24 protein-coding genes and 2 pseudogenes are annotated in these 25,342 nt (G+C 64.7%); 16 read left to right on the top strand and 10 right to left on the bottom strand.

The features are described from left to right. Nucleotides 1-69 precede the first annotated feature (69 nt). Nucleotides 70-651, bottom strand: a complete 582-nt coding sequence (locus A3A5_RS0111235; protein WP_018310672.1) for a CNP1-like family protein — start codon at nt 649-651, stop codon at nt 70-72. Continuing rightward, nucleotides 644-1,327 (bottom strand): RNA pyrophosphohydrolase, encoded by a 684-nt coding sequence (locus tag A3A5_RS0111240; protein WP_013958052.1) that lies wholly within the window; start codon nt 1,325-1,327, stop codon nt 644-646. The genes A3A5_RS0111235 and A3A5_RS0111240 overlap by 8 nt, the downstream gene beginning before the upstream one ends. A 192-nt stretch (nt 1,328-1,519) precedes the next feature. On the opposite strand from A3A5_RS0111240, the gene A3A5_RS0111245 reads away from it, so the two are divergent. The 4 genes from A3A5_RS0111245 (at nt 1,520) to A3A5_RS0111260 (ending at nt 5,661) form a co-directional block, all read left to right on the top strand. Continuing rightward, nucleotides 1,520-3,241 carry a proline--tRNA ligase gene (locus tag A3A5_RS0111245; RefSeq protein WP_018310673.1) on the top strand — a complete coding sequence of 574 codons (1,722 nt, stop codon included), beginning with the start codon at nt 1,520-1,522 and terminating at the stop codon, nt 3,239-3,241. 5 nt (nt 3,242-3,246) lie between these two features. Further along, nucleotides 3,247-3,990, top strand: coding sequence for a lytic transglycosylase domain-containing protein (locus tag A3A5_RS0111250; protein WP_018310674.1), 744 nt, complete (start codon nt 3,247-3,249; stop codon nt 3,988-3,990). Further along, nucleotides 3,987-4,880, top strand: coding sequence for a 2OG-Fe(II) oxygenase (locus A3A5_RS0111255; RefSeq protein WP_018310675.1), 894 nt, complete (start codon nt 3,987-3,989; stop codon nt 4,878-4,880). The genes A3A5_RS0111250 and A3A5_RS0111255 overlap by 4 nt, the downstream gene beginning before the upstream one ends. 157 nt (nt 4,881-5,037) lie before the next feature. Continuing rightward, complete coding sequence (locus A3A5_RS0111260; protein WP_018310676.1) at nt 5,038-5,661, top strand: LysE family translocator; 624 nt, start codon at nt 5,038-5,040, stop codon at nt 5,659-5,661. A gap of 62 nt (nt 5,662-5,723) precedes the next feature. Here A3A5_RS0111260 and A3A5_RS0111265 read toward each other — a convergent pair whose 3' ends face one another. Both A3A5_RS0111265 and ffh read right to left on the bottom strand, forming a co-directional pair. Then, nucleotides 5,724-6,266: a hypoxanthine-guanine phosphoribosyltransferase gene (locus tag A3A5_RS0111265; protein WP_018310677.1), complete on the bottom strand. Its 543-nt coding sequence runs from the start codon at nt 6,264-6,266 to the stop codon at nt 5,724-5,726. A gap of 54 nt (nt 6,267-6,320) precedes the next feature. Further along, nucleotides 6,321-7,715 carry a signal recognition particle protein gene (gene ffh / locus A3A5_RS0111270; RefSeq protein WP_013958043.1) on the bottom strand — a complete coding sequence of 465 codons (1,395 nt, stop codon included), beginning with the start codon at nt 7,713-7,715 and terminating at the stop codon, nt 6,321-6,323. Nucleotides 7,716-7,846: 131 nt separating this feature from the next. On the opposite strand from ffh, the gene A3A5_RS0111275 reads away from it, so the two are divergent. The 7 genes from A3A5_RS0111275 to A3A5_RS0111305 all read left to right on the top strand — a co-directional run bounded on the left by A3A5_RS0111275 (nt 7,847) and on the right by A3A5_RS0111305 (nt 18,226). Beyond that, entirely contained in the window at nt 7,847-8,785 is a 939-nt protein-coding gene (locus tag A3A5_RS0111275; RefSeq protein ID WP_018310678.1) for an inner membrane protein YpjD, read from the top strand. Nucleotides 8,786-8,791: 6 nt separating this feature from the next. Beyond that, the gene (locus tag A3A5_RS0111280) at nt 8,792-9,094 is read left to right on the top strand and encodes a PP0621 family protein (protein ID WP_018310679.1); all 303 of its coding nucleotides are present in this window, start codon (nt 8,792-8,794) and stop codon (nt 9,092-9,094) included. After that, entirely contained in the window at nt 9,091-11,196 is a 2,106-nt protein-coding gene (locus tag A3A5_RS0111285) for a sensor histidine kinase (RefSeq protein ID WP_018310680.1), read from the top strand. Before A3A5_RS0111280 ends, A3A5_RS0111285 begins: the two co-directional genes overlap by 4 nt. 25 nt (nt 11,197-11,221) lie before the next feature. Then, nucleotides 11,222-12,844, top strand: a complete 1,623-nt coding sequence (locus A3A5_RS0111290; protein ID WP_081623864.1) for a sigma-54 dependent transcriptional regulator — start codon at nt 11,222-11,224, stop codon at nt 12,842-12,844. Next, entirely contained in the window at nt 12,841-13,452 is a 612-nt protein-coding gene (gene ampD, locus A3A5_RS0111295; protein WP_018310682.1) for a 1,6-anhydro-N-acetylmuramyl-L-alanine amidase AmpD, read from the top strand. Before A3A5_RS0111290 ends, ampD begins: the two co-directional genes overlap by 4 nt. Before the next feature lie 500 nt (nt 13,453-13,952). Further along, nucleotides 13,953-16,886, top strand: coding sequence for a ribonucleoside-diphosphate reductase subunit alpha (locus A3A5_RS0111300; RefSeq protein ID WP_018310683.1), 2,934 nt, complete (start codon nt 13,953-13,955; stop codon nt 16,884-16,886). Between the two features lie 152 nt (nt 16,887-17,038). Then, on the top strand, nt 17,039-18,226 hold the full coding sequence (locus tag A3A5_RS0111305) for a ribonucleotide-diphosphate reductase subunit beta (RefSeq protein ID WP_018310684.1): 1,188 nt from the start codon (nt 17,039-17,041) through the stop codon (nt 18,224-18,226). Nucleotides 18,227-18,233: 7 nt separating this feature from the next. Here the strand turns inward: A3A5_RS0111305 and A3A5_RS43195 are convergent, their stop codons facing one another. Further along, nucleotides 18,234-18,386: a hypothetical protein gene (locus A3A5_RS43195; RefSeq protein WP_157637194.1), complete on the bottom strand. Its 153-nt coding sequence runs from the start codon at nt 18,384-18,386 to the stop codon at nt 18,234-18,236. A gap of 150 nt (nt 18,387-18,536) precedes the next feature. Between A3A5_RS43195 and A3A5_RS41215 the strand changes: the two are divergent. From A3A5_RS41215 to A3A5_RS0111325, 3 genes and pseudogenes are all read left to right on the top strand, one after another. Beyond that, a pseudogene (locus A3A5_RS41215) lies at nt 18,537-18,689 on the top strand (LysR family transcriptional regulator); the annotation flags it as partial. A gap of 485 nt (nt 18,690-19,174) precedes the next feature. Continuing rightward, a complete protein-coding gene (locus A3A5_RS0111320; protein ID WP_026200669.1) occupies nt 19,175-19,606 on the top strand; it encodes a CopG family transcriptional regulator in 432 nt (143 codons plus the stop codon). A gap of 44 nt (nt 19,607-19,650) precedes the next feature. After that, on the top strand, nt 19,651-20,793 hold the full coding sequence (locus A3A5_RS0111325; RefSeq protein WP_018310687.1) for a PHB depolymerase family esterase: 1,143 nt from the start codon (nt 19,651-19,653) through the stop codon (nt 20,791-20,793). A gap of 137 nt (nt 20,794-20,930) precedes the next feature. On the opposite strand, the gene A3A5_RS41220 is transcribed toward A3A5_RS0111325, so the two are convergent. Continuing rightward, nucleotides 20,931-21,143 (bottom strand): SymE family type I addiction module toxin, encoded by a 213-nt coding sequence (locus A3A5_RS41220; protein WP_081623865.1) that lies wholly within the window; start codon nt 21,141-21,143, stop codon nt 20,931-20,933. 349 nt (nt 21,144-21,492) lie between these two features. Here A3A5_RS41220 and A3A5_RS41225 point away from each other — a divergent pair. Further along, nucleotides 21,493-21,983 (top strand): annotated as a pseudogene (locus A3A5_RS41225) (helix-turn-helix transcriptional regulator). 62 nt (nt 21,984-22,045) lie between these two features. On the opposite strand, the gene A3A5_RS0111335 reads toward A3A5_RS41225, so the two are convergent. From A3A5_RS0111335 to A3A5_RS0111345, 3 genes are read right to left on the bottom strand one after another with little or no spacing between them, the layout of a single operon-like run. Then, on the bottom strand, nt 22,046-22,360 hold the full coding sequence (locus tag A3A5_RS0111335; protein ID WP_018310689.1) for a hypothetical protein: 315 nt from the start codon (nt 22,358-22,360) through the stop codon (nt 22,046-22,048). Beyond that, the gene (locus A3A5_RS0111340; protein ID WP_018310690.1) at nt 22,357-23,043 is read right to left on the bottom strand and encodes a thioesterase domain-containing protein; all 687 of its coding nucleotides are present in this window, start codon (nt 23,041-23,043) and stop codon (nt 22,357-22,359) included. Before A3A5_RS0111340 ends, A3A5_RS0111335 begins: the two co-directional genes overlap by 4 nt. Before the next feature lie 2 nt (nt 23,044-23,045). Further along, on the bottom strand, nt 23,046-23,600 hold the full coding sequence (locus A3A5_RS0111345) for a PAAR domain-containing protein (protein WP_018310691.1): 555 nt from the start codon (nt 23,598-23,600) through the stop codon (nt 23,046-23,048). Between the two features lie 394 nt (nt 23,601-23,994). Here A3A5_RS0111345 and A3A5_RS0111350 point away from each other — a divergent pair, with 394 nt between their 5' ends. After that, entirely contained in the window at nt 23,995-24,837 is an 843-nt protein-coding gene (locus A3A5_RS0111350; RefSeq protein WP_157637195.1) for an MFS transporter, read from the top strand. Between the two features lie 297 nt (nt 24,838-25,134). On the opposite strand, the gene A3A5_RS41230 is transcribed toward A3A5_RS0111350, so the two are convergent. Then, the coding region (locus A3A5_RS41230; protein WP_369797769.1) for a hypothetical protein at nt 25,135-25,342 on the bottom strand (208 nt) is incomplete at its 5' end.

Here is a 25,342-nt window from a genome sequence, read left to right on the forward strand (position 1 = left end):
GCCAGGCGCAAATAAAAACGGCGGGGCTGCCAGGCAGTCCCGCCGTTTTTTATGTGGACCCTGCGCGCTTCAGCGCTTGTGCGGCGCGCGCGACTGCAGGTCGCGCACCATGGCGTCGGCAGTGCCGGCCACGGTACGGCCCTCGCAGAAGAAATCGATCGCCAGCGTGGCGGCGTAGGCATTGCGCACGCCAGTCTCCATGCGGTGCCAGGTCTCGCCGTAGTCGCTGCTGTTGGCCACCCATTCCGTCGCGCCCTTGGGCAGCGTGGCGTAGAGCTTGCGCTCGAACGCATCGCAGCGCAGGCCTTCGAAGGTCACGTTGCGCGCGCCGCTCTGGCTGGTGGTGACGACCGTGTAGCGCACCACATTGTCCTTGCCGACCGAGACCGACTTGCCGTCGACCGCGAACGACAGCGAGCCGGTGCCCGCCACCGAGAACGGGATCAGGTTGGCGTCCTGCGGCGGTGCCGGCAGCATGGCCTTGGCCTCTTCAAAGGTCTTGGGCGCGAACGGGTTGAGCCAGGTGCTTTCTTCCTCCGCCATCTCCTTGCCGGTGGTCTTGCAGCCGGCCAGCGCAAGGCTGGCCGCGGCAATCAGCATTCCGGCAGCGGTCAGGCCGCGGCGGCGGCCCAGGCCGGTGAAACTAGTCATCAGTGCTCCGTGAGGTGGAAACCGGCGTTGCCGGTGAATCGTGCTCGGTCGCGTGCTCGGCCTCGGCATTGCAGTCGGCGTCGGCCTGCTGCGCCTGCTGGGCGCGGCTGAGCGCCTGGCTGCGCGGTCCGCCGTGGCGGCCATGCATGCCGTGGGGGCCATGCGTCCCGTGTGTGCCATAGGGACTCAGCGGCACACGCGCGTGCCGGTTCAGGAAGCGGGACAGCTCCGTCAGCGCCAACTGGTAGACATCGCGCTTGAACTCGATCACCGCCTCCAGCGGCACCCAGTAATGACTCCAGCGCCAGGCGTCGAACTCAGGGTGCTCGGTGGCACGCAGATGGATATCACAGTCCCTGCCGGCCATGCGTAGCAGGAACCAGATTTGTTTCTGGCCCTTGTAGTGGCCGCGGATCTCGCGGCGGATGAACTTGTCCGGCACCTCGTAACGCAGCCAGTCGCGCGTGCGACCGACGATCCTGACGTGCTCCGGAAGCAGGCCGATTTCCTCATGCAGTTCGCGGTACATGGCCTGTTCCGGCGTTTCGCCGTACTTGATGCCACCTTGCGGGAACTGCCAGGAGTGTTCGCCGATTCGCTTGCCCCAGAAAACCTCGTTTCGTGCGTTGAGGAGGATGATGCCGACGTTCGGGCGAAAGCCTTCACGATCGAGCATGACTGCACCTCGAATCCTTTAGAATTACGCTGATTATAAAGGAAGCGCGCAGCCGGGCCCGGACCGGGGGATGCTGGTTTTCCCCGAGCGGAAGGGCAGTTTCAGGCGCGTGCACACAATTCAGTGCCGCCGGCCCCCGGATTTTGCCGGGACGGATTTTCCCGAACCCGGCGGCCCAGAGAGAAATTACGGATGAAAGCCTCGCAATTCTTCATTTCCACCCTCAAGGAAGCGCCCGCCGACGCGGAAATCGTTTCGCACAAGCTGATGATGCGCGCCGGCATGATCAAGAAGCTGGGCGCCGGCATCTACAACTACATGCCGATCGGGCTGCGCGTGATCCGCAAGGTGGAGAACATCGTCCGCGAGGAAATGAACCGCGCTGGCGCGGTGGAGCTGTCCATGCCGGTGATCCAGCCGGCCGAACTGTGGCAGGAAACCGGCCGCTGGGACAAGATGGGCCCCGAACTGCTGCGCCTGAAGGACCGCCATGAGCGCGACTTCGCGGTCCAGCCGACCTCGGAAGAGGTGGTGACCGACATCGCCCGCTCGGAAATCCGCAGCTACAAGCAGCTGCCGGTCAATTTCTACCAGATCCAGATCAAGTTCCGCGACGAGCGCCGGCCGCGCTTCGGCATCATGCGCGGCCGCGAGTTCACCATGAAGGATGCCTATTCCTTCGACCGCGACGCGGACGGCCTGCGCAAGTCGTACGAGAACATGTACGACACCTACGTGCGTATCTTTCGCCGCTTTGGCCTGGAATTCCGCGCCGTGGCGGCCGACAACGGCGCCATCGGCGGCTCGGGCTCGCATGAGTTCCATGTGATCGCCGAGACCGGCGAAGACGCCATCGTCTACTGCCCGACCTCGGACTACGCCGCCAACATGGAGGCCGCCGAGGCGCTGCCGCTGCTGGCCGAGCGCGCCGCGCCCAAGGAGGATCTGGTCAAGACCTTCACCCCGGAAAAGGTCAAATGCGAGCAGGTGGCCGAATTCCTGAACGTTCCGCTGGAGCGCAATGTAAAGTCGATCGTGCTGGCCAAGGATACCGAAGCCGGCGCCGAGATCTGGCTGCTGCTGATCCGTGCCGACCATGAGCTGAACGAGGTCAAGGCCTCCAAGGTGCCGGGCCTGGCCGACTTCCGCTTTGCCACCGAGAACGAGATCGTCGACGCCTTCGGCTCGCCGCCGGGCTACCTGGGCCCGATCGGCATGAAGAAGCCGGTCAAGGTGGTGGCCGACCGCACCGTCGCCAACATGAGCGACTTCGTCTGCGGCGCCAACTACCGCGACTACCACTACACCGGCGTCAACTGGGGCCGCGACCTGCCCGAGCCGGTCGTGGCCGACCTGCGCAACGTGGTCGCCGGCGACGCCTCGCCGGACGGCCAGGGCACGCTGGAAATCTGCCGCGGCATCGAGGTGGGCCACGTGTTCATGCTCGGCACGCGCTATTCCGAGTCCATGAACGCCACCTTCCTGGACGAGAACGGCAAGACCCAGCCGATGCAGATGGGCTGTTATGGCATCGGCGTCACCCGTATCCTGGGCGCGGCGATCGAGCAGAACTTCGATGAGCGCGGCATCATCTGGCCGGCCGCGATCGCGCCGTTCGCGGTGGTGATCTGCCCGGTGGGCTACGACCGCTCCGAAGCCGTCAGGGCCGAGGCCGACCGCATCCATGCCGAGCTGCTGGCCGCCGGCGTGGACGTCATCCTGGACGACCGCGGCGAGCGCCCGGGCGTGATGTTTGCCGACTGGGAGCTGATCGGCGTGCCGCACCGCGTGGTGGTGGGCGACCGCGGCCTGAAGGAAGGCAAGGTCGAATACCAGGGCCGGCGCGACGCGCAGGCCACCGCCGTCAGCGTGGCCGATGTGGTCGGCCACGTGCGCAGCCAGCTGGCGAACTGAGCCCCATGCGCGCCGCCCGCGGCATGACCGACGCCGCCCGCCGTTGCGCGGGCGGGCTGCTGCTGGCCCTGGCGGCCATGGCAGCCCACGCCGGCGCGCAAAAGGAAGAAGACCTGGCCGATTCCGTGCGTGGCGCGCTGGCCGCCGCCATCGCGGATGACCGGCCCACGCGGCCGGTGTTTGCGTCCGGTGGCGAGCGCCTGGCCTACCTGAAATGGCTGGGCGAGATGTCCGCCCGCCTGGCCTCGCGCATCCCCGAGCCGCAGGTGCGCGTGGAACTGATCGAAGTGGCCTACTACGAGGCCAAGCGCGCCGGGCTGGAGCCCGCGCTGGTGCTGGGCCTGGTCCAGGTCGAGAGCAACTTCCGCAAGTACGCGATCAGCTCGGCCGGTGCGCGCGGGCTGATGCAGGTGATGCCGTTCTGGGTGCGCGCCATCGGCGACAGCGACTCGCGCAAGCTGTTTCACCTGCAGAGCAACCTGCGTTACGGCTGCACCATCCTGCGCTACTACCTGGACCGCGAGCAGGGCGACCTGTACCTGGCGCTGGGCCGCTACAACGGCAGCCGCGGCCGCCCCGAGTACCCCAATGCGGTGCTGGCGGCGTGGAAGCGCTGGCAGTATTCCGAAGCCACGGTCACCGTGGCCGGCGATCCCGAGATCGCGCCGTCGCGCCCGCGCGCGCCGGTGTCTGAGCCGCCTGCCCGCAATCCGTTCTCGTCGCAACGCGTCGCCGCCAATCCGTCATGATCCGCGAAGCATCCGTTGCCGGCGGCAAGACCGGCTACACCGAATCCTCGCCCGAACTTGAACAATGGCTGGCCCGGCATATCGCCCAGGGCTTTGCCGCCGATGCGCTGGTGCTGTCGATGCTGCGCTCGGGCTATGACGACGCCTTTGCGCGCCGGGCCGTGGCCGCGGCCTTTGCACAAGACGCCGATGGTGCCGCGCCGGCCAGGCCCGCCCCGGCCCGCTCCGCCGCCGCCGCCGGCACGCCCGCGGTCTATGCGGCCGATGGCGGCGACCGCCAGGTTCCGATCCTGTTCCGGCTGGCGTCGCCGCAGGTCCAGCTGTTCCAGCAACTGCTGACCGACGACGAGTGCGACGCCCTGGTGGCGCTGTCGCGCGGCCGCCTGGCGCGCTCGCCGGTGGTCAACCCCGATACCGGCGACGAGAACCTGATCGATGCCCGCACCAGCATGGGCGCGATGTTCCAGGTGGCCGAGCACGCCCTGATCGCGCGCATCGAGGCGCGCATCGCCGCCGTCACCGGCGTGCCCGCCGAGCACGGCGAAGGGCTGCAGATCCTCAACTACAAGCCCGGCGGCGAGTACCAGCCGCACTTCGACTACTTCAACCCGCAGCGCCCGGGCGAGGCGCGGCAGCTTTCCGTTGGCGGGCAGCGCATCGCCACCCTGGTGATCTACCTGAACACGCCTGAGGCGGGCGGCGCCACCGCGTTCCCGCGCGTGGGGCTGGAGGTGGCGCCGGTCAAGGGCAACGCGGTCTACTTCAGCTACCGGCTGCCCGACGGCACGCTGGATGAACGTACGCTGCACGCCGGCCTGCCGGTGGCATCCGGCGAGAAATGGATCGCCACCAAATGGCTGCGCGAACGGCCGTACCGCAGCGAGGCGTAAGCCTGCCCGTGGTGAACCCATAGAACGGGCCGGGCGCGCCCTGCACTGAACCAGTCGGCATATCTGTCCCGTATCGGTATTAATTCCCAAAATTGTACCGGTACTGTACCGCTCACTGACCGTAGACTGACTCCCTGAATGCGCCCTGGAGTCAGTCATGGAAGTGTCCCAACTCGCCGCCGGAACCGGTGTCTTTGCCGCGTTTGCCGGCTTTGCGCTGGTGTCGTCGATCACCCCCGGTCCCAATAACACGATGCTGCTCGCCTCGGGCGTGAACTTCGGCTTCATGCGCACGGTGCCGCACCTGCTCGGCGTCAGCATTGGCTTTGCGCTGATGGTGGGACTGGTCGGGCTGGGGCTGGGATCGCTGTTCCAAGCCTTCCCGTGGACCTGGCAGGTGCTGCGCGTGGTGGCGACGGTCTACCTGATATGGCTGGCGTGGAAGCTGGCCACGGCCGGCGGCGTGCAGGACCAGCAGGTCAAGCGGCCGATGGGCTTCTGGGCCGCGGCGGCGTTCCAGTGGGTCAATCCCAAGGCGTGGGTGATGGCGGTGGGCGCGTGCAGCACCTACGTGCTGCACGGCAACCTGTGGCTCAACGTGCTGCTGCTGGCGGGGATCTTCGGGGTGGTCAACCTGCCCAGCGTAGCAATGTGGGCGTTGTGCGGCTCGGCGCTGCGGCGCTGGCTGGCGCGGCCAAAGGTGCTGCGCGCTTTCAATATCGGCATGGCGGTGCTGCTGCTGGCCTCGCTCTGGCCGATCCTGGGGTCGCACCAGGCGTGACGTGCTTGCTCCCCTCTCCCGCCTGCGGGAGAGGGGAGCAAACCATCAGTCCTTCAGATTATTCACACCAACGCGCGGATCGCGTCCAGGTTGCGCCAGTACCCCTTGGCATCCATGCCGCAGCCAAAGACATAGCGGTCGGGCACGGCAAAGCCGCAGAAGTCCGGGTGCATGGGCTTGGCCTTGCTGAGGGTCTTCTCGCACAGCACGGCGGCGTGGAATTCCTTGGCGCCCATATCCATGATGCGCTCGCGGATGGCGGCCATGGTCTCGCCTTCATCCAGGATATCGTCCAGCACCAGCACCACGCGATCCTTGACCGATTCACGCGGGGCCACGCGCCACTGCATTTCGCCGCCCACGGTCTTGTTGTTGTAGCGCGAGAGGTGGATGTAGTCGAACTCCAGCGGGAAGGCCAGCTTGGGCAGCAGCATGCCGGTGAAGACCACCGCGCCGCCCATCACCGACAGCACCAGCGGGAAGGCATCGCCCATCTTGGCGGTGATGTCCGTGGCCATGCGGTCCAGCGATGCCTGGACTTCCGCGGCGGAGACGATTTCTTCGGAGTTGGCCCACAGCTCGCGGGCCTGTACGGCGCTCATCATGATGTTTGTCCTGTTCTTTTGCGGGGGAGGCAAGTCGGGTTGCGGCGACGGATTCTAGCGGTTGAAGAGGCCCTTCATGCCGCCCTTCATCGCGCCCATCTGGCGCATCATCTTCATCATGCCGCCGCCCTTGAGCTTCTTCATCATGGACTGCATCTGGTCGAACTGGTTGAGCAGGCGGTTCACTTCCTGCACCGGCACGCCGGCGCCCGCGGCAATGCGGCGCTTGCGGCTGGCCTTGATCAGCTCGGGCTTGGCGCGCTCGGTGGGCGTCATGCTGTTGATGATGCCTTCCATGCGGGCCACCTGCTTCTCGGCCTGGTCCATGTTGGCGCCCTGCGCCTGCTGGGCGAACTGCGCCGGCAGTTTGTCGACCAGGCTGCCCAGGCCGCCCATCTTCTTCATCTGGCCGATCTGCGCCTTGAAGTCTTCCAGGTCGAAGTCACCGGTCTTCTTGATCTTCTTGGCCAGCTTCTCGGCCGCTTCCATGTCCACGCCGCGCTGGGCTTCCTCGACCAGCGCGAGGATGTCGCCCATGCCCAGGATGCGCTGGGCCATGCGGTCGGGGTAGAAGGGCTCCAGGCCGTCCAGCTTCTCGCCGACGCCGACAAACTTGATCGGGCGGCCGGTGATATGGCGCACCGACAGTGCCGCGCCGCCGCGCGCGTCGCCGTCCAGCTTGGTCAGCACCACGCCGGTCAAGGGAAGGGTGTCGTTAAAGGCCTTGGCGGTGTTGACGGCGTCCTGGCCCAGCATGGCGTCGACCACGAACAGGGTTTCGGCGGGTTTCAGCTCGGCGTGCAGGGCGGCGATTTCCTGCATCATCAACTCGTCGATACCGAGCCGGCCGGCCGTGTCGACGATCAGCACGTCGTGGTAGTGCTTGCGCGCCCAGTCCACCGCCGCGCGGGCGATGTCCACGGGCTTCTGGTCCGGCTGCGACGGGAAGAAGTCGGCGCCGACCTGCTCGGAGACGGTCTTGAGCTGGGCAATAGCGGCGGGACGGTAGACGTCGCAGGAGACCGTCAGCACCTTCTTCTTTTTGTTTTCCTTGAGCCACTTGGCCAGCTTGCCCACGGTGGTGGTCTTGCCGGCACCCTGCAGGCCGGCCATCAGGATGATGGCGGGCGGCTGCACGGCCAGGTTCAGCTCGGCTTCCTTGTTGTTGCCGCTGGCAGCGTCGGCGCCGCCGATCACCGCGGTCAGCTCGCGCTGGACCACGCCGACCAGGGCCTGGCCCGGGGTGAGGCTGCTGACAACCTCCTCGCCCATGGCCTTTTCCTTCACGCGGGCAACGAATTCGCGCACGACCGGCAGCGCCACGTCGGCTTCGAGCATGGCAAGGCGCACTTCGCGCAGCATCTCGGCGGTGTTGGCCTCGGTCAGGCGCGCCTCGCCGCGCATGGTCTTGACCACACGCGCCAGGCGTTGAGTGAGATTGTCCAGCATGGCAGGAATCGGGGGAGAAGTCGGAGCAGGGCTCGGGGCTGAAATCGGAGGCAGTCCGGCACACGGGGCGGGCCTGGAGCACCGGTTCAACCGGCCGCCACCGTCCGTGGGCACTAAGGTAAACTGCGTAAATGGTCATTGTACTGTATGCCCTGACGGCACTTCTCTATTGCGGCCTGGCCTATCACGGCTGGGCCACGCGCCATCCACGCGTTGCCACCGCTGCCGGCCAGGCAGGGGGGGCGACCTCGGCCGTGCTGGTGGCCGGCGGCGGCCCCATTCCCCCGGCGGGCGGCGCGCACGGCGAAGGGCGCCCGGCCTGGTGGCACGTGCTGATGCTGGCGGCGCTGGCCAGCCACGGCTTGCTGCTGCATGAAACCATCTTCCCGGCCGAGCGCATGATGTTCGGCTTTGCCTTTGCGCTGTCGGCCATGCTGTGGCTGGGCGTGGGCATCTACTGGATAGAGAGCTTCTTCTTCTCGCTGGCGGGGCTGGGCCTGATCGTGATCCCGGTGGCGCTGGTGGCCAGCCTGATGCCGCTGGCCTTCCCCGGTTCGCAGATCCTGGGCTACGCGGCGCGGCCGCTGTTCAAGCTGCATTTCATCATCGCCAACGTGGCCTACGGGCTGTTCACGCTGGCGGCGTTCCACGCCTTCCTGATGCTGCTGGCTGAACGGCGCCTGCACGGCTTCCGGCACGCGCCGGCGCGGCCGCCGGAGCAGCAACCCAGCGAATGGCTGGGCCGCTGGCTTGACCTGCTGCCACCGCTGCTGACGCTGGAGAAGCTGCTGTTCCGGCTGATCGGCGCCGGCTTTGTGCTGCTGACGCTGACCATCGGCTCGGGCCTGCTGTTCTCTGAAGAGCTGTTCGGCCGCGCCTTCCGGCTGGACCACAAGACGGTGTTCGCGCTGATCTCATGGGCCATGTTCGGCGGCATCCTGGCCGGGCGCATCTTCCGCGGCTGGCGCGGCAAGGTGGCGCTGCGCTGGGTCATCGCCTCGTTCGGCATCCTGCTGCTGGCCTATGTCGGCAGCCGTTTCGTGATTGAAGTCGTCCTGCATCGTCTCTGATCTTCCATGGCACGTATCCTGATCCTGCTGGCCGTGGTGCTGGGCGTCTTCTGGTGGCTGCGCGCCCGGGCCGAGGCCCGGCTCGCTGAACACCGCGCGCGCCAGGCCCGCGAGGCCAGCCAGCGCACTGGCGCCGCCGGCCCGGCCGATGCCACCGCCGAACCCATGGTCCAGTGCGCCCAGTGCGGCGTGCACCTGCCGCAGGGCGAGGCCATTGCCTGGCGCGGCCTGCATTACTGCCGCCGCAGCCACCTGCCTGACGAAAGCCGGGCCGAGGGCGGCGACGGCAGCGGCGGCCCGCACCCATGACAGAGCCGGCGTCGTCGGGCTGGCACCGGCTGAACGCCTGGCGCGGCCTGGCGCAGTTGTGGCGCCAGCCCGAGCCGCCTGACTTCCACTGGCGCCTGCTGCGCTATTTCTGCTGGACCCGCGTGGCGGTGGGCCTGCTGCTGGTCGGCTTTGCGCTGATGCAGCGCGGCGAGCCGGCACCCGTCACCGCCGTCACGAATGCGATCCCGCCCGTGCCGTTCGACCTTTGGCGCCTGGGCGGCATCGAACACGCGGCGGCCATGACCATTGCCGTGCCCTATCTTGGCATTGCCCTGGCGATGCTGGCCGGCACGCTGTGGCGCCGGCACTTCCATCTGCGCGTGCGGGTGCAGGTGCTGGCCGACCTCGCCCTGCTGGCGCTGGTCTTCAGCGTGCTGGGGCGGGGCGGGCAGGCCGAGGGCCTGGCCATGATCTTCCTGCTGCCGGCGCTGGAAGCCGGCGCGCTCACCAGCCTGCTGTTCGCGCTGTTTGCCGCGTCGATCTCCGCGCTGGTGGTGATGAGCGGGCCCTTCATGCACACCATCCTGCTGCGCCAGGCCGATGCCGGGCTGCTGGGCTCGGGCCTGTTCGGCCTGGTGTTCATGATCGCGGCGCTGCTGATGTATATGCTGGCCAACCGCCAGATCGCGCAGGAGCGCCTGGCGCTGGCGCGCGAGCAGGAGCTGCGCCTGCAGCAGCTGGTCAACCGGCTGATGGTCAACGACATGCAGGACGGCGTGATGCTGATGCGCGCCAACGGCGCGGTGGTGGCGGCCAACCCGGCGGCGGTAGTGCTGCTGGGCGTGCAGTCGCATGAGCGCATCTACTCACGCCGGCTCGGTGGTACGGCAGGGCAGGGCGGCGAAGCTGTGCTGTTCGACCTGCGCCGCATCCCGCGCCTGCAGCCGCTGATGGAGATGCTGCGCGACTGGCTGCACAGCAAGGACGATGTGCCGCGCATCCTGCAGCTGCTGCCGATGGCGTCCGGCACCGCGCTGGCCGACGGCACCATGCAGCACACCCGGCTGCGGCTGCGCTTTGTGCTGCCGGGGCTGGCAGGATTGCGGTCGACCATGGCGCATGGCCGCACCGTGCCGGCCACGCTGGATACGGCCGCCTGGAGCGAACTGTCGCCCGAAGCCGCCGGGCGCCTGCGCCTGGCCATCGCCCAGAACGAGGCCATGGCCTGGTCGCAGGAGGATGAGGCGCTGTTGCGCAGCGAGATGCGCGACACCGTGCTGGTCCATATCGAAAGCTGGGAACGCATCGCCGAGCAGGTGCAGCAGGAAAAGCTGGCCGCCATGGGCCGGCTGGTGGCCAGCATCGCGCACCAGATTCGCAACCCGCTGGCGGCGATCAGCCAGGCCAGCGAGCTGCTGGGCGATTCCGGCCGGCACGATCCCGCCGCGCAGGACCATGGCGGCGCCGATGTCGATATCGACCCCCGCCTGCTGCGCATCATCAACGACAACGTGCGCCGGCTGGACCAGGTCGTCTCAGACGTGCTGCAGATGTCGCGCCGCCCGCGCACCGGCCGCAGCACCGTGCACCTGGCGCAGGCGCTGCCCGAGATCGTCGAGCGCTGGCGCGCCGAAATGCGCTCGCGCCGCCCGCAGGCCGGCGAGACCCGCCCGGCAGGCCGGGCCGACATCAACGCCAATGCCATCCGGCTGACCGTGGACGTGGCCCAGCCGGTGGTGTTCGACGCCTCGCAGCTGCAGCAGGTGCTGGGCAACCTGCTGGACAACGCCTGGCGCTACTGCAGCCGGCTGCCGGGCTCGATCCGGCTGCTGGCGCATGCGCTGGACCAGCACCATGCCGAGCTGATCGTCTGGAACGACGGCGCCGAAGTCGCGCGCGAGCACCAGCGCAGCCTGTTCGAACCGTTCTTCACCAGCAATGCCCAGGGCACCGGGCTGGGGCTGTTCATGGCGCGCGAGCTGTGCGGCGCCAATGACGCCCAGGTGCGCTACGGCGCCATCGCATTGCCGGCGCTGCTCGAGCGCACCGGCATGCTGGCCCCCGCCGCGCGCGATACACTGCCGGCCAAGGCCTTCGTGCTGACGCTGCGCATTGAAAACGCCGACGCGGCCGCCGCCTGACCTGTCCCAACCCAGCTACCACTCCATGCCACCGCGAATGTCCCGAGCGCCCGATCCCATCCTGGTCATCGACGACGAGGCCGACCTGCGCGAGCTGCTGGACATCTCGATTCGCCGCATGGGCCATGATGTGGTGCTAGCCGGCTCCCTGGCCGAGGCGCGCGAGAAGCTGGCCCAGGGCCGCTACAGCCTGGTGCTGACCGACATGCGCCTGGGCGACGGCCTGGGCATCGAGATCGTGCGCCAGCTGTCGGCCGCGCCGGAGCGCATCCCGGTGGCGGTCATCACCGCCTACGGCAGCGCCGACAACGCCGTAGAGGCGCTCAAGGCCGGCGCCTTCGACTACATCGCCAAGCCGGTCTCGCTGGAACAGCTGCGCAGCCTGGTGCTGAACGCGCTGGGCCGCCAGCAGCGCGACAGCACCGATGCCGAAGCCGCCGCGGCCGAGCGGGCCGCCGACCGCGCCGCGGCGCTGCTGCCCGGCCATTCCGCCGCCATGCAAGAGGTGCGCCGCTCGCTGTCGCGGCTGGCGCGCAGCATGGCCCCGGTGGTGATCAGCGGCGAATCCGGCAGCGGCAAGGAGCGCGCCGCGCGCGCCATCCATGCCACCAGCGGGCGGGCAGCGCATCCCTTTATCGCCGTCAACTGCGGCGCCATCCCCGAGAACCTGATGGAGTCCGAGTTCTTCGGCCATGTCAAAGGCGCCTTCACCGGTGCCGACGGGGAGCGCGGCGGCTTCTTCCAGGCCGCTAACGGCGGCACGCTGCTGCTGGACGAGGTGGCCGACCTGCCGCTGCCGATGCAGGTCAAGCTGCTGCGCGCGCTGCAGGAGCGCCGCGTGCGCAAGATCGGCGCCAGCCGCGAAGACGCCGTCGACGTGCGCGTGATGTGCGCCAGCCACAAGGACCTGGCCGCGATGGTGGCGGCCGGGCAGTTCCGGCAGGACTTGTATTACCGGCTGAACGTGCTGGCGCTGCGCATGCCCACGCTGCGCGAGCGCGGGGAAGACATCCCGGTGCTGGCACGCGCCATCCTGGACCACCTGGCGGTGCGCTACGGCGACCCGCACCCCAAGCGGCTGTCACCGCCGGCGCTGCAACGGCTGGTGGCCTACCCCTTCCCGGGCAATGTGCGCGAGCTGGAGAACCTGCTGGAGCGCGCCTACGCCTTTGCCGAAAGCGAAGAGATCGAGCTGGCCGACCTGGGCCCGCTGGACGCCGGCGCCGAGCGCGCCGGGCTGATGCATGCCCCCGCGCCGGCAACGGCGCCAAACTATTACGCCCCCTGGGGCGCCACAGGCATGTGGGCGCCGGTGCGGCCGGCCGCCGCGCCTGCGCCGGCCCTGGCAGAGCCGCCACCCGTGGCACCGGCCCCGGCCAGCGCGCCCGAAGCTGAGCCTGCCGGCGACCCCGCCGAACGTGCCTGCCGCGGCATCGTCTTCCCGATCGACCTGCCGGCCAGGCTGGAAGCCGTGGAGCGCGAGCTGATCCTGCAGGCGCTGGCGCAGACCAACTTCAACCGCACCGCGGCCGCGCCGCTGCTGGGCCTGAACCTGCGCCAGCTGCGCTACCGCATCCAGCAGCTGGGCATCCGCGAAGCCATGGACGCCGCCGACCGCAGCGCCGTGGAAGGCGAGGGCACGCCATGACCAGGCCCGCGCACCGCTACCTACCCGATGCCGACGGCTGGGTCCCCGCCGCGCGCCGCGTGCCGTCGCCCAACTTCGACGCGCGCCCGGCCGGCATGCCGGTGGACCTGGTGGTGCTGCATAACATCAGCCTGCCGCCGGGCCAGTTCGGCAGCGGCGACATCGAGGCCTTCTTCCAGAACCGGCTCGATCCCGGCAAGCACCCGTTCTTTGCCACCATCCACCAGGTGCAGGTGTCCGCGCACTTCCTGGTCACCCGCGAGGGTGAACTGGTGCAGTTCGTGCCGTGCACACAGCGGGCCTGGCATGCCGGGCAGTCCGATTTCTTCGGCCGCGCCCGTTGCAATGATTTTTCCATCGGCATCGAGATCGAGGGCTGCGATGACCTGCCGTTCACCCTGGCCCAGTACGACACCGTGGCCGCGCTGGTGCCTGCGCTGCTGGCCGCCTACCCGGTGCGCGCGATTGCCGGCCACAGCGACATCGCCCCGGGGCGCAAGACCGATCCCGGCCCGCATTTCGACTGGAAGCGCTTTGCCACAGAAGCGTCATTGCCGCCGGGTATGCTGCCGTATCGCTGCGGATCGGCCCCTCCCTCGGGTGACTGATTCATAACGTCTTTCCCCACGCCAGGGCGCCCAGTCCTGGCGCTGATGCCCCACGTCCGTGTGGGGCTATCGCACCGTCGCAACAATCAAAAAAATTTTTGTGAAATGTGCAGTTGCGAACGGTCTGGCGAAAACCCTTGCGAGTCCTAGGCTTGCGGGCATGTGGCGCTGCCGCACTGACGCCTGCGCCCTCCAAAAAGCGCTTGTCAAGACTGGTCATTCGCATTCGTTTCACTATACTTAGCCCAGTTTCAGGCAGCACCCACTATATCTAGTAGTCAAACCGGGGAGCCGGCCCAGGGGTCAGTTGGGGATCACGAAGTTCGTGCATCGTCCCGAACCTCCCTCTAAGGCCAGCGAATCACAAGAGTCCCTGGCGAAATGTTCACGTAAAGGCAGTCTGTCCGAACCCGCTTTCCAGCCGGGAGGGACGTTCTTTTCGCCGCATTTCGCCAGGGACTCTTTTGTCTCTTATTTCCAGGGTAAAAACAGGAGTTCTCATGCAAACGGCCCAGAACGAAATCACCACGGGTGGCGCCGCCGCCGGTATCGCACCGACCGCGCAGCAGACCCCCGCCAACGCCGCCAATACGAATTACCCGGATCACAAGATCATTCGTCGCAACGGCGCTGTGGTGGCTTTCGAGCCGTCCAAGATCGCCGTTGCCATGACCAAGGCCTTCCTCGCCGTGAACGGCGGGCAGGGCGCCGCTTCCGCGCGCGTGCGCGAGATCGTTGAGCAACTGACTGACAACGTGGTGCGCGCGCTGGTGCGCAGCCGCCCCAACGGCGGCGCCATCCATATTGAAGACGTGCAGGACCACGTGGAACTGGCGCTGATGCGCTCGGGCGAGCATGAAGTGGCCCGCGCCTACGTGCTGTACCGCGAGAAGCGCAAGGCAGAACGCGCCAGCGCCAGCGCCGAGGCCGTGGCCCGCGTGCAGGAAGGCGGCATCAGCGTCAACGTGACCGACGGCGGCGTGAGCCATCCGCTGGACATCGCCGCGCTGCACGCCCTGATCGACAACGCCTGCTCCGGCCTGGGCAATGCCGTCAGCGCCGAGCCGATCCTGAAGGAAACCCTGAAGAATCTGTACGAAGGCGTGCCGATGACCCAGGTGTACGACTCCGCCATCCTGGCCGCGCGTACCCTGATCGAAAAGGACCCGGACTACAGCCAGGTCACCGCCCGTATCCTGCTGCACACCATCCGCAAGGAAATCCTGGGCGCGGAAGTGACCCAGAGCGAAATGGCCACGCGCTACGCCGAGTACTTCCCCAAGTTCATCGCGCGCGGCATTCAAGCCGAGCTGCTGGACGAGCAACTGGCCACCTACGACCTGGCCCGCCTGGGCGCGGCGCTGGACGCCGGCCGCGACTTCCAGTTCAACTACCTGGGCCTGCAGACCCTGTACGACCGCTACTTCCTGCATATCGATGAAACCCGCATCGAAATGCCGCAGGCCTTCTTCATGCGCGTGGCCATGGGCCTGGCGCTGAACGAGAAAGACCGCGAAGCGCGCGCCATCGAGTTCTACCAGCTGCTGTCGTCGTTCGACTTCATGTCGTCCACGCCGACCCTGTTCAACTCGGGCACCCGCCGCTCGCAGTTGTCGTCGTGCTACCTGACCACCGTGTCGGACGACCTGGAAGGCATCTACGAAGCGCTGAAGGAAAACGCGCTGCTGTCCAAGTTTGCCGGCGGCCTGGGCAATGACTGGACCAATGTGCGCGCACTGGGCTCGCACATCAAGGGCACCAATGGCAAGTCGCAAGGCGTGGTCCCGTTCCTGAAGGTAGTGAACGACACCGCCGTGGCCGTGAACCAGGGCGGCAAGCGCAAGGGCGCGGTCTGCGCCTACCTGGAAACGTGGCACCTGGACATCGAAGAATTCCTGGAACTGCGCAAGAACACCGGTGACGACCGCCGCCGCACCCACGACATGAACACGGCCAACTGGATTCCGGACCTGTTCATGAAGCGCGTGATGGAAGCCGGCGAGTGGACCCTGTTCTCGCCCGCCACCTGCCCGGACCTGCACGACAAGGTTGGCAAGGAATTCGAGAAGGCCTACCTCGGCTATGAAGCCAAGGCCGCCAGCGGTGAACTGAAGCTGTTCAAGAAGCTGCCCGCGCTGCAACTGTGGCGCAAGATGCTGGGCATGCTGTTCGAGACCGGCCACCCGTGGATCACCTTCAAGGATCCGTGCAACATCCGCAGCCCGCAGCAGCACGTGGGCGTGGTGCACAGCTCCAACCTGTGCACGGAAATCACGCTCAATACCAATGAGAGCGAGATCGCCGTGTGCAACCTGGGCTCGGTCAACCTGGTCGCCCACATGACCAAGCAAGCCGACGGCACCTACGCGCTGGATCACGCCAAGCTGCAGAAGACCGTGCGCACCGCCATGCGCATGCTCGACAACGTGATCGACATCAACTACTACGCTGTCGACAAGGCCCGCAATTCCAACCTGCGCCACCGTCCGGTCGGCATGGGCATCATGGGCTTCCAGGATTGCCTGCACGTGCTGCGTACGCCGTACTCCAGCGACGCCGCCGTCAAGTTTGCCGACACCTCGATGGAAGCGGTGTGCTACTACGCCTACCAGGCTTCGACCGAACTGGCCGAAGAGCGCGGCCGCTACAGCACCTATGAAGGCTCGCTGTGGGACCGCGGCATCCTGCCGCAAGACTCGCTCAAGCTGCTGGCCGAAGAGCGCGGCGGCTACCTGGAAGTGGACCTGTCCAGCACCATGGACTGGGACGCGCTGCGCGCCCGCATCAAGCAGCACGGCATGCGCAACTCGAACTGCATCGCGATTGCGCCGACCGCCACGATCTCGAACATCATCGGCGTGTCCGCGTGCATCGAGCCGACGTTCCAGAACCTGTACGTCAAGTCCAACCTGTCGGGCGAGTTCACCGTGGTCAATGACTACCTGGTGCGCGACCTGAAGGAACGCGGCCTGTGGGACGAAGTGATGGTTGCCGACCTGAAGTACTTCGACGGCTCGCTGGCCCGCATCGACCGCATCCCGCAAGACCTGCGCGACATCTACGCCACCGCGTTCGAAGTCGAGCCGACCTGGCTGGTCGAAGCCGCCAGCCGCCGCCAGAAGTGGATCGACCAGGCCCAGTCCCTGAACATCTACATGGCCGGCGCCTCGGGCAAGAAGCTGGACGACACCTACAAGCTGGCCTGGCTGCGCGGCCTGAAGACCACGTACTACCTGCGCACCATGGCTGCCACGCACGTGGAGAAGTCGACCGTGTCGCGCGGCTCGCTGAATGCGGTGTCGTCGGGTAGCGATGGTGGCTCGGCCATGGACGCAGCGGCCGCATCGGCCCCGGCCATGCCGGAAGCGGAAGGCGCGGTCTGCACGATGCGCCCGGGCGATCCTGGCTTCGAAGAGTGCGAAGCCTGCCAGTAATCACGCAGTAGCGAAGTAATCAACCACCCCCGGGGTTTGCTCCCCTCTCCCGCCTGCGGGAGAGGGGCCGGGGGAGAGGGCCGGCGCCACCACAACGTGAGCCGTCATCTTTGACCACCGCGCCCCCCAATCGAATCACGGAGAATCACATCATGCTGAGCTGGGACGACGACGTTCAAGCCACCCCGCAGGCCGCACCGCAGCCTGCCCTGCAACCCGCTGCATCGGCTGCCACCGCTGACCAGCAAGGCGTCCTGCCGCCGAGCGCCACGCAAGGCGGCATCCTGGGCAACAACCCCAACGCCGCCGCCGCGCAAAGCAACCGCCGCGTCAACGCTGCCGACAAGCGCGTCATCAACGGCTCGACCGACGTCAACCAGCTCGTCCCGTTCAAGTACAAGTGGGCGTGGGAAAAGTACCTGGCCGGCTGCGCCAACCACTGGATGCCGCAGGAAATCAACATGTCGCGCGACATCGCGACGTGGAAAGACCCCAACGGCCTGACCGAAGACGAGCGCCGCATCATCAAGCGCAACCTTGGCTTCTTCGTCACCGCCGACTCGCTGGCCGCCAACAACATCGTGCTGGGCACCTACCGCCAGATCACCGCGCCGGAATGCCGCCAGTACCTGCTGCGCCAGGCCTTTGAAGAGGCCATCCACACGCACGCCTACCAGTACATCGTTGAATCGCTGGGCCTGAACGAAGCCGAGATCTTCAACGCGTACCACGAAGTGCAGTCGATCCGCGACAAGGACGAGTTCCTGATCCCGTTCATCGACACGCTGACCGACCCGTCGTTCAAGACCGGCACGCCGGAAAACGACCAGAAGCTGCTGAAGTCGCTGATCGTGTTCGCCTGCATCATGGAAGGGCTGTTCTTCTATGTGGGCTTCACGCAGATCCTGGCGATGGGGCGGCAGAACAAGATGACTGGGGCGGCAGAGCAGTATCAGTACATCCTGCGGGATGAGTCGCTGCACTGCAATTTTGGTATCGACCTGATTAATCAGATCAAGCTGGAGAATCCGCATCTTTGGACGGCGGAGTTCAAGGCTGAGATCACGGAGTTGTTCAAGAAGGCTGTTGATCTGGAGTACCGCTATGCTGAGGACACGATGCCGCGTGGGGTGTTGGGTCTGAATGCGCCGATGTTTAAGTCGTATCTGCGGTTTATCTGCAATCGTCGGTGCCAGCAGATTGGGTTGGATCAGCTGTTCCCGAATGAGGAGAACCCGTTCCCGTGGATGTCCGAGATGATTGACTTGAAGAAGGAGCGGAATTTCTTTGAGACTCGGGTTATTGAGTATCAGACGGGTGGGGCGTTGAGCTGGGATTGAGTGTTAGTTAATCAACGATAAAAATGGGAGCCGAAGGCTCCCATTTTTCTTGGCTAAAGTGGCTGCTATCGGCCACCGACGGACGTTCGTTCAGGCCCACGCCCGGACATTCGAACGTCGTCTTTACCGCTGACAGCGGCTCTTCGTTGGATGCTGCCATGCAGCTCATCGATGGTCATGCCATTCGGCAAGGAACAGTAGCCCAAAGTCGATGACCGTCTTGCTGTCGCTAATGACCTGGGGGTCAAGCCATACATCGCGCGGAGCTTCGCCCTCCTCGAACGAATGTAGGAAGCTGAAGCAGGGAGAGGTGGAGCTCGTCACCAATTCACGCCGTTACAACCTTGCGCGTCGGGAGGCGGATCTGGTTTTCCACATCACGCCTTTCGACGAGCCCGATGTCATCCAGCGCAAGCTGATGCATATTGACTACGCGTTGTATGGGTGTGTCGACCTCGTGGCCGCGCATATTTTCGAGCACTCGTGGGATGAGAAACGAACGAGTGACAGCGAGACCATAACTGGCCCATTCTAACGGCCGTTGTTGGCCCTTGCTATGGGCCGTGAAGGGGCCGTGAAGGCCGTCGCGGTCGACGCCGCCAAAACGGTATCTGCGTGGCGCTCGCGCATCGGCGGCGTGTAAATCCTGTTTTCTATAGAGCGCCGAAATTTGACATTGCTGGCCTTGCTGCTGTCAAGCGTCCTGGTGGCCGGCCTGCTTAATACTTTCGTCCGTGCCCTACACCTGTTTCTCGCCTGGCCCTGTTCCGGCTGTTGTTGGTCGGATTGCGGTTCCTGTCCCAGGCTGCTCTCGATGTCGCCGCTGAATTCCGTACCCATAGCGCAACGCCAGTGGAAACCGCTAAAAGGGTTCCTTGACTGCTGCACCGCAACATTCTATAACCATCCACATGGATGGTGTAGAGATGATATGAGGATGGCAAACATATGAAAGTCGGAAAAGGCGCACTTATGCTGGTGCCCCGATCGAAAGGCGGCGACACCGAAAAAATCACGATCAATCTGGGCCCTGTCGACCTGGGCCAGATCGATCTCCTGGTGGAAGAGGGTTTTTATTCGAATCGCACGGATCTGATTCGTACGGCCATTCGCAATCAACTGGCAGTGCATGCGCGGGCGGTCAATGAGACCGTGACCCGTCGCGCGCTCGTTCTTGGGCTGCAGCACTTTTCCAGGCAGGACCTGGAGGCCGCGCAGGCGGCCAACCAGCTTCTCGATATCCATGTGCTGGGTCTTGCCAGCATTGCATCCGACGTCAGTCCAGAGCTCGCTCTTGCCACGATTCAGTCAGTCGTGGTGCTGGGCGCCTTCCACGCCTCCGCCGCCGTCAAGGCCGCTCTGGCCGGGCGCATCAGGTAATTCACGCAATTTCACGCAACACCTGCCCCATCCGGAAACCCATCATGAAAATGAACGACGCGTTCCTCGCCTCCATGCGCGAGGCCATGGAGTTCCTGCGCACCGCCGGCCCGCTGGAGGCAACGGAGGCGATCCAGCGAGCCCTCCGGACCAGCTCGCCTTGGGGCAGTAAAGAGGGGAGCCCTGCGCCGGCGCAAGTTGTCGAAGCGTTGCTGCCAGCGGACAGCTCACCGTTCAGGAACGACGTGCCGTTCGCAAAGACGCCATTTGCCTCTCCCCTGCCCGGCCAGGCGCGGAAGGTTCCTTCGCCATCCGATGTGGAGGTCCGCGGCCATTTCAGCCTGAAGACGTTCGCCAACCACGCGGGCCAGCGCGCCTACAAGCTCTACGTGCCCTCCAGTTACCGGAACGAGCCGGTGCCGCTCATCGTGATGCTGCACGGTTGCACCCAAGACGCGGACGATTTTGCGGCGGGTACCCGCATGAACGCGCTCGCCGAGCTACATGGCTTCTTGGTCCTCTACCCGATCCAGCCGACCGAGGCGAACCCTTCCAAGTGCTGGAACTGGTTCCGGCCTGGCGACCAGCAAAGCGGGCGTGGCGAGCCTTCGCTGATCGCTGGCATCACCCGCGAGGTCATGGCCTCCCACAATGTCGATGCAGATCGCGTGTATATCGCGGGCCTGTCCGCTGGCGGCGCCATGGCGGCAGTGATGATCCATCGCTATCCCGAACTGTATGCCGCCGCGGGGATTCACTCCGGCCTGCCGCAGGGCTGTGCGCATGACCTGCCCTCCGCGCTAGCGGCAATGAAAGGTGGCAAGCGCAAGGACGCATCGCGCGTCGACGCCCAAGCGTCCATGGCCCAGCCGAAACGGCCAGTTATCGTGTTTCACGGCGATACGGGCCACACCGTGCATCCTTCCAACGGTAGTCGCATGATCGCGCCTTTCGAGGTCGGCGAGGCGCTAAAGCGAACTGAACGAAGCAGCGACGGGGGTGGACACGCATATACCCGCCAGTTCGTGACGGCGGCAAACGGCGTCGATGCCGAATACTGGCTCATCCACGGCGCACCCCATGCCTGGGCAGGAGGCAGCAGCCGCGGCTCGTTCACCGATGCCAAGGGACCGGATGCCAGTGCCGAAATGGTGCGGTTCTTCCTAGCACATCCGCAGCATCGCTAGCCCCGCGCGGCTTCGGACGCGCAAGACACTAAACTTCGATACACCGGCTGAACGATTCCATCAAGCTGTTGCATCGACCGGTTGAATCCGCAGTCGCAGACGCCCGTTTGCACATGCAAGGCGGCTAGCCCTTGACGCTAGGCCACGCAGATCACAATGCGTTTTCGTTGCACTTTGACCTTCAGCGATTGCCCGTTGAACCCTGCCTTTTCTAACCAGACACCACGCAGTCGAATCCACGGAATTTCCCGTAGGCCAGTAAAGCCATTGGTGCCGTCAGGGACAACGGGAAAGTAGGTGCGGCTAATCTTGACAGTGCGAATGGGCAACGGCGAGCTTCGTTTCGTCATGGCAATCCTTGCGAAGATTGTGAAGTTCGCCCCTGTTCAAAGGGCGGCCAGGTACGTGAACACCGCTCGCAAACGGCCCGCATGTTTCCCCTTTCGGGTCTTGTATCGATGCGCGCTACCCGGCCTTAGCGGAAGCTATGGACGAAAAAACACCGCAGTCTGTCGGGTGCGGTGAGGCCGTTACGAGTGGTGTGTTCAGCACCAACGGCAAGGCTAAGAGTTGTAGATACTGCCGCCAATGAGACAGCTCTGCATTGTGTCGCCGCAACCCACGTCCCGACACCTGCTGTTCGCAGTTATCTAGTCCATCGACCGCAGGAAGTATCTTTCCCGCAAACGTCGAGACGGGCTGTCGCAGGCCGACCACGACATCGAAGCACTGGTCGAACGCCTGGGCGAGGCAGGCTGTGAAGACGCACTCGTGGGTACCAGCCTGCCAGGACGCGTGGCGTTGTCATTTGTCCGCGAGGCAGATTCAGCGAAGGCGGCCATGGTGAGCGCCCTTGCCGATGCCCGGCGCGCCATGCCGTCCGCCACGCTGATCGAAGCGGTTCCCGATCTGGTGGGACTCACCGATATTGCCGATGCCGTCGGCATGTCCCGCCAGAACATGCGCAAGTTGATGATCGGCTATCCGGAGTCTTTCCCGGCGCCGGTGCATGAAGGCGGCACCACACTCTGGCACTTGCTGGATGTGCTTGTATGGCTGGATCAGCGCGATTACAGCATTGACCCGATCCTGTTGGATGTCGCCGCCACGGCCATGCAAGTCAACCTTGCCCGTTGCGCCAGTCAGGTGGCGCCTGCCAAGCGCGGGAGTTGCGGGCGCTGGTGGGGTAGGGACGACGCGCCGGATGCCACCCGCGTGTTCGCGCCGTCCATGCTACAGATGCAGCGCTCGCTCATCCCGGAAGTGCCCGAATCAGCTTGCTGTCCAGCACGTAGCAGGCGACAAACGCCAGAATGGTCATTCCCGCAATTATCAGCAATAGCCGTCGCTGTCCGGGGCTGACGTAGAGCAGGTAGCCAAATGCGCCGAGCCATACCAGTGCGAGGACGAGGTCAAGCAGGAGTACGGCGGCGGATACAACGCCTGCATATCCGACGAACATGTCGTCTCGCGTTGGCGCTGCGACGATGTGAAACAGGCTGAGGGCAATGAGTGATGCGGGCAGCAATACGGATGGCAGCAGGAACAACCAACGCAAGACCATCATCTGACTCCCTCATCCGCTACCCGAGCCGCCAATTTCTGCAGCCTGCGTGGCAAATCTGGAACCATGTGCGCATAGTAGAAATGACCTTCACCATTTCCAGCCGCCATTTGACTGGCGAGCTTCGGCGCCGCCGAAACCAACGAGAGCTGAGACATGCCCGCGTGGATAGGATCTCCGTGTTCCGTCAGGTCCACCACAACCACCTTGCGAATGTGTCGATGCTTGCGCAACTTGTCCAGAAATGTTCCGTCGATTGGAGAGCCGATCAACACCAGATGGTCCACAGTATGTCCCTGGTTTGCGTAGTAGTTGGCTGTCTGGGCCGCAAGCAATGACCCGTAGGAATAGCCGATCAGGTTGAATTGCGGTGCTTCGGCCGACATGCCAGAGGTAATGACCCATTCCGCATCATCCTCATAGCGGATAGTAAGTCCAGCCCGGATGGCATCAACAAGCATTCCACGATCGCCGAGAGCCGTCCGTGTTGCCGAGTTGGTGAGGCCGAGATTGAACGATCCAATGCCGGCCGCCTGAAAGGCCTTGGTAGTTAGCGGAATATAGCTGCCGTCCAACCCTGCGCCACCCCAATACAAAGTCCCCCGAGGCCGCAGCAGATACACCTTGACGTGCTCCGTGTCGGAAGTTGGCGTCAACCGTATATTGAGAGTCTTGAGCGGTTGCATGATTACGCCTCCTCCCCAAAGACCTCAAGCCTGACAGTCATGGCCTGATCCGCAAACACCCGTGTGGTGAAGCCATTGCTGTCGGTGCGGCCCTCGTGCGTGCCGTTCTCGCCCGTAAGGCAATACCGCCAGTTTGCCAACGGCTGTCCGCTAGCCTCATCAAGCAGCTGGACCCGTTGATCATGACTGGTGGCGCCGCCGGATTGCTGCGCTCGCACGGTCGCTGCAAATCCATTGGGCTTGGCGCTTTGCCGTTGGGCAGCTTCCTCGGAAGCGATGGTCATTGTGAACGGCCGCGAGGCATAGAAGACCGGTGCCGGTTGGCAGCCGCAGGCACAGATATCTCCGCTGAGTGCGACTTCCTTGCCCATGTCCGTACAAGGCACGCGTGGCCCGACGCAGACAATTGTCCCCGCGCGCTTGCATACGGGGCAGTACACGGCATCGCCTTCCCGGGCGACGGGAACGTTGTGCCAGAAGTACGAGTCGCTGCCGCCGGAAATGGTGGCGCCGTTGTTGGCCTTATCGCCTCTGATGAGATAGGTCCGGGTCACCATGGCGAAACCTCCGCACGCACGTGTACGTCAGAGATTGCTGACGTAGCGCAAAGGTTTAGGTAGGTTAATCTAGGGAGAATTGCGCTTCTGATTGAGGCCATATCCGACTCCGGTGAGCATGGCAAGTCGCCACTGGAGTCATGGAACAAGGTGCCCGGTACGGAATCAATCGGGCAAGTCCGAAAATGGCGCTAGAAACTTCCGCTTGCTGAAAATAGGGCAAAGGGCGCGAACATGACTATGCGCGTTTAGTTACGCAACACCGGAATTTTTCGATTATTTCTCCCAGCGCCAGCACAAGGGCATCATTGAGATTTGGTGGCGCCGGCAGCGCAGAACGAAGTTCTTGCGGGCGGAAACTCTGTCGCCTCGACCAGTATGAAGCTCTAGCTGCTTGAAATACGGCGTCAGCCATGGCACGCCGAGACGATTCTGCATGCCATGGTGTTGCTCATTTTGCAATATGAGACAAAATGAGAACGATGTCGTTGGCAACAGCGATGGCATCCCCCAAGCGCAAATGATAGACCGCCTGAGATCAGTATCAACAATCGTCTATGTGTGCCTCGTCTTCCGAACAATACTGGTGGCGACGCTATTCGATGTGCTCAGCCCCGTCCTCCCTCTGATCGGCGCCGACCTTGGCGTCAGCCAGGCGAGATTTCAGGCCTTCTTCTCGGCAACCTTGATGGTGGGCGCCGCCGTTTTTCTCGGTGCGCCATGGCTGGTCGATCATATTGGCAGGCTGCGCGCCGTAACCGTGAGCGCCGCGGCGGCTTGCTTGCTGGGCTTACTAAGTGCGACTGCCCAAAGCTACCTGGCCTATGCCGTAGTCTTGCTGGCAATGTTCGCGGTAAATGCTATAGGCTCCGTCGGAAACCGGGCCCTAATGCGTGACCTCTTGACCCATGAGCGATACAAGAAACTGTTTGCCTATGGCCAAGCTGCATTGGAAGCAACCAGCATCGTTGCTCCGTTGGCTGCCGGATGGCTCGCTGCTGCGTGGGGGTGGCGCGCAATGTTTGCAGCGTTCTGCATACCTCTGCTCGCGGTGCCGCTGCTGTTCGCAATGTTTCCCCCGCCGGCCGCCCCCGCCACTCGCGATGCCCGGTCATCCGGGCGGGCGATGTCATTTGGTGCGACCAGCCTTTGCATGACGGCCAGGATTCCGCTGATTCTGCTGTGCGCGACACAAAGCGGCTATACCACTTTACTGGTGGCCAAACCATTCCTATAGGAAAGCCGTTTCAGCTTGTCAGTCACTGCGCCGCCAGGGGCCGAGGCCGGCCCCATGGCGAACGGATAGGCACGTCACTTAACCCAAGCCTGGCCGCGCCGGCGGATAAAAGGTGCCACCTGAGACATGGGACTAGGCGCTGGGTACAGACTCAATTGGGCGATTTCCGAAAGTGATCCGGGAAATTTCCGTCACCGGCCTGCCAGGCCGCGTGGCGTTGCCATTTGTCTGCGAGGCAGATTCAGCGAAGGCGGCCATGGTGAGCGCCCTTAGGAACGTGCTCGAAATAACTTCCCGCTATGCGGCGTTCCGTGAGCGGATGCTGTAGTTCCACGCAGGCAAGGTTGAGTCGTACTCGATGTTCAGTGAAGCACGGACGCAACGAGTGACTGTCCGTCCGGCTTCATAGACTCCGTCAAGAATGTCAGCAGTAACTTTCAGTCCGGTTTTTGTGCAGGCTTTTTCGATCAGTTCACGAACCAGACTAACGCTGCTGAAGACTACG

The organism is Cupriavidus sp. UYPR2.512 (assembly GCF_000379565.1).
GTDB lineage: Bacteria > Pseudomonadota > Gammaproteobacteria > Burkholderiales > Burkholderiaceae > Cupriavidus.

Coding starts and splice junctions, on each gene's coding strand:
- A3A5_RS0111235 (WP_018310672.1), bottom strand. CDS start 651: ATGACTAGTTTCACCGGCCTGGGCCGCCGCCGCGGCCTGACCGCTGCC.
- A3A5_RS0111240 (WP_013958052.1), bottom strand. CDS start 1,327: ATGCTCGATCGTGAAGGCTTTCGCCCGAACGTCGGCATCATCCTCCTC.
- A3A5_RS0111245 (WP_018310673.1), top strand. CDS start 1,520: ATGAAAGCCTCGCAATTCTTCATTTCCACCCTCAAGGAAGCGCCCGCC.
- A3A5_RS0111250 (WP_018310674.1), top strand. CDS start 3,247: ATGCGCGCCGCCCGCGGCATGACCGACGCCGCCCGCCGTTGCGCGGGC.
- A3A5_RS0111255 (WP_018310675.1), top strand. CDS start 3,987: ATGATCCGCGAAGCATCCGTTGCCGGCGGCAAGACCGGCTACACCGAA.
- A3A5_RS0111260 (WP_018310676.1), top strand. CDS start 5,038: ATGGAAGTGTCCCAACTCGCCGCCGGAACCGGTGTCTTTGCCGCGTTT.
- A3A5_RS0111265 (WP_018310677.1), bottom strand. CDS start 6,266: ATGATGAGCGCCGTACAGGCCCGCGAGCTGTGGGCCAACTCCGAAGAA.
- ffh (WP_013958043.1), bottom strand. CDS start 7,715: ATGCTGGACAATCTCACTCAACGCCTGGCGCGTGTGGTCAAGACCATG.
- A3A5_RS0111275 (WP_018310678.1), top strand. CDS start 7,847: ATGGTCATTGTACTGTATGCCCTGACGGCACTTCTCTATTGCGGCCTG.
- A3A5_RS0111280 (WP_018310679.1), top strand. CDS start 8,792: ATGGCACGTATCCTGATCCTGCTGGCCGTGGTGCTGGGCGTCTTCTGG.
- A3A5_RS0111285 (WP_018310680.1), top strand. CDS start 9,091: ATGACAGAGCCGGCGTCGTCGGGCTGGCACCGGCTGAACGCCTGGCGC.
- A3A5_RS0111290 (WP_081623864.1), top strand. CDS start 11,222: ATGCCACCGCGAATGTCCCGAGCGCCCGATCCCATCCTGGTCATCGAC.
- ampD (WP_018310682.1), top strand. CDS start 12,841: ATGACCAGGCCCGCGCACCGCTACCTACCCGATGCCGACGGCTGGGTC.
- A3A5_RS0111300 (WP_018310683.1), top strand. CDS start 13,953: ATGCAAACGGCCCAGAACGAAATCACCACGGGTGGCGCCGCCGCCGGT.
- A3A5_RS0111305 (WP_018310684.1), top strand. CDS start 17,039: ATGCTGAGCTGGGACGACGACGTTCAAGCCACCCCGCAGGCCGCACCG.
- A3A5_RS43195 (WP_157637194.1), bottom strand. CDS start 18,386: ATGGCAGCATCCAACGAAGAGCCGCTGTCAGCGGTAAAGACGACGTTC.
- A3A5_RS0111320 (WP_026200669.1), top strand. CDS start 19,175: ATGAAAGTCGGAAAAGGCGCACTTATGCTGGTGCCCCGATCGAAAGGC.
- A3A5_RS0111325 (WP_018310687.1), top strand. CDS start 19,651: ATGAAAATGAACGACGCGTTCCTCGCCTCCATGCGCGAGGCCATGGAG.
- A3A5_RS41220 (WP_081623865.1), bottom strand. CDS start 21,143: ATGACGAAACGAAGCTCGCCGTTGCCCATTCGCACTGTCAAGATTAGC.
- A3A5_RS0111335 (WP_018310689.1), bottom strand. CDS start 22,360: ATGATGGTCTTGCGTTGGTTGTTCCTGCTGCCATCCGTATTGCTGCCC.
- A3A5_RS0111340 (WP_018310690.1), bottom strand. CDS start 23,043: ATGCAACCGCTCAAGACTCTCAATATACGGTTGACGCCAACTTCCGAC.
- A3A5_RS0111345 (WP_018310691.1), bottom strand. CDS start 23,600: ATGGTGACCCGGACCTATCTCATCAGAGGCGATAAGGCCAACAACGGC.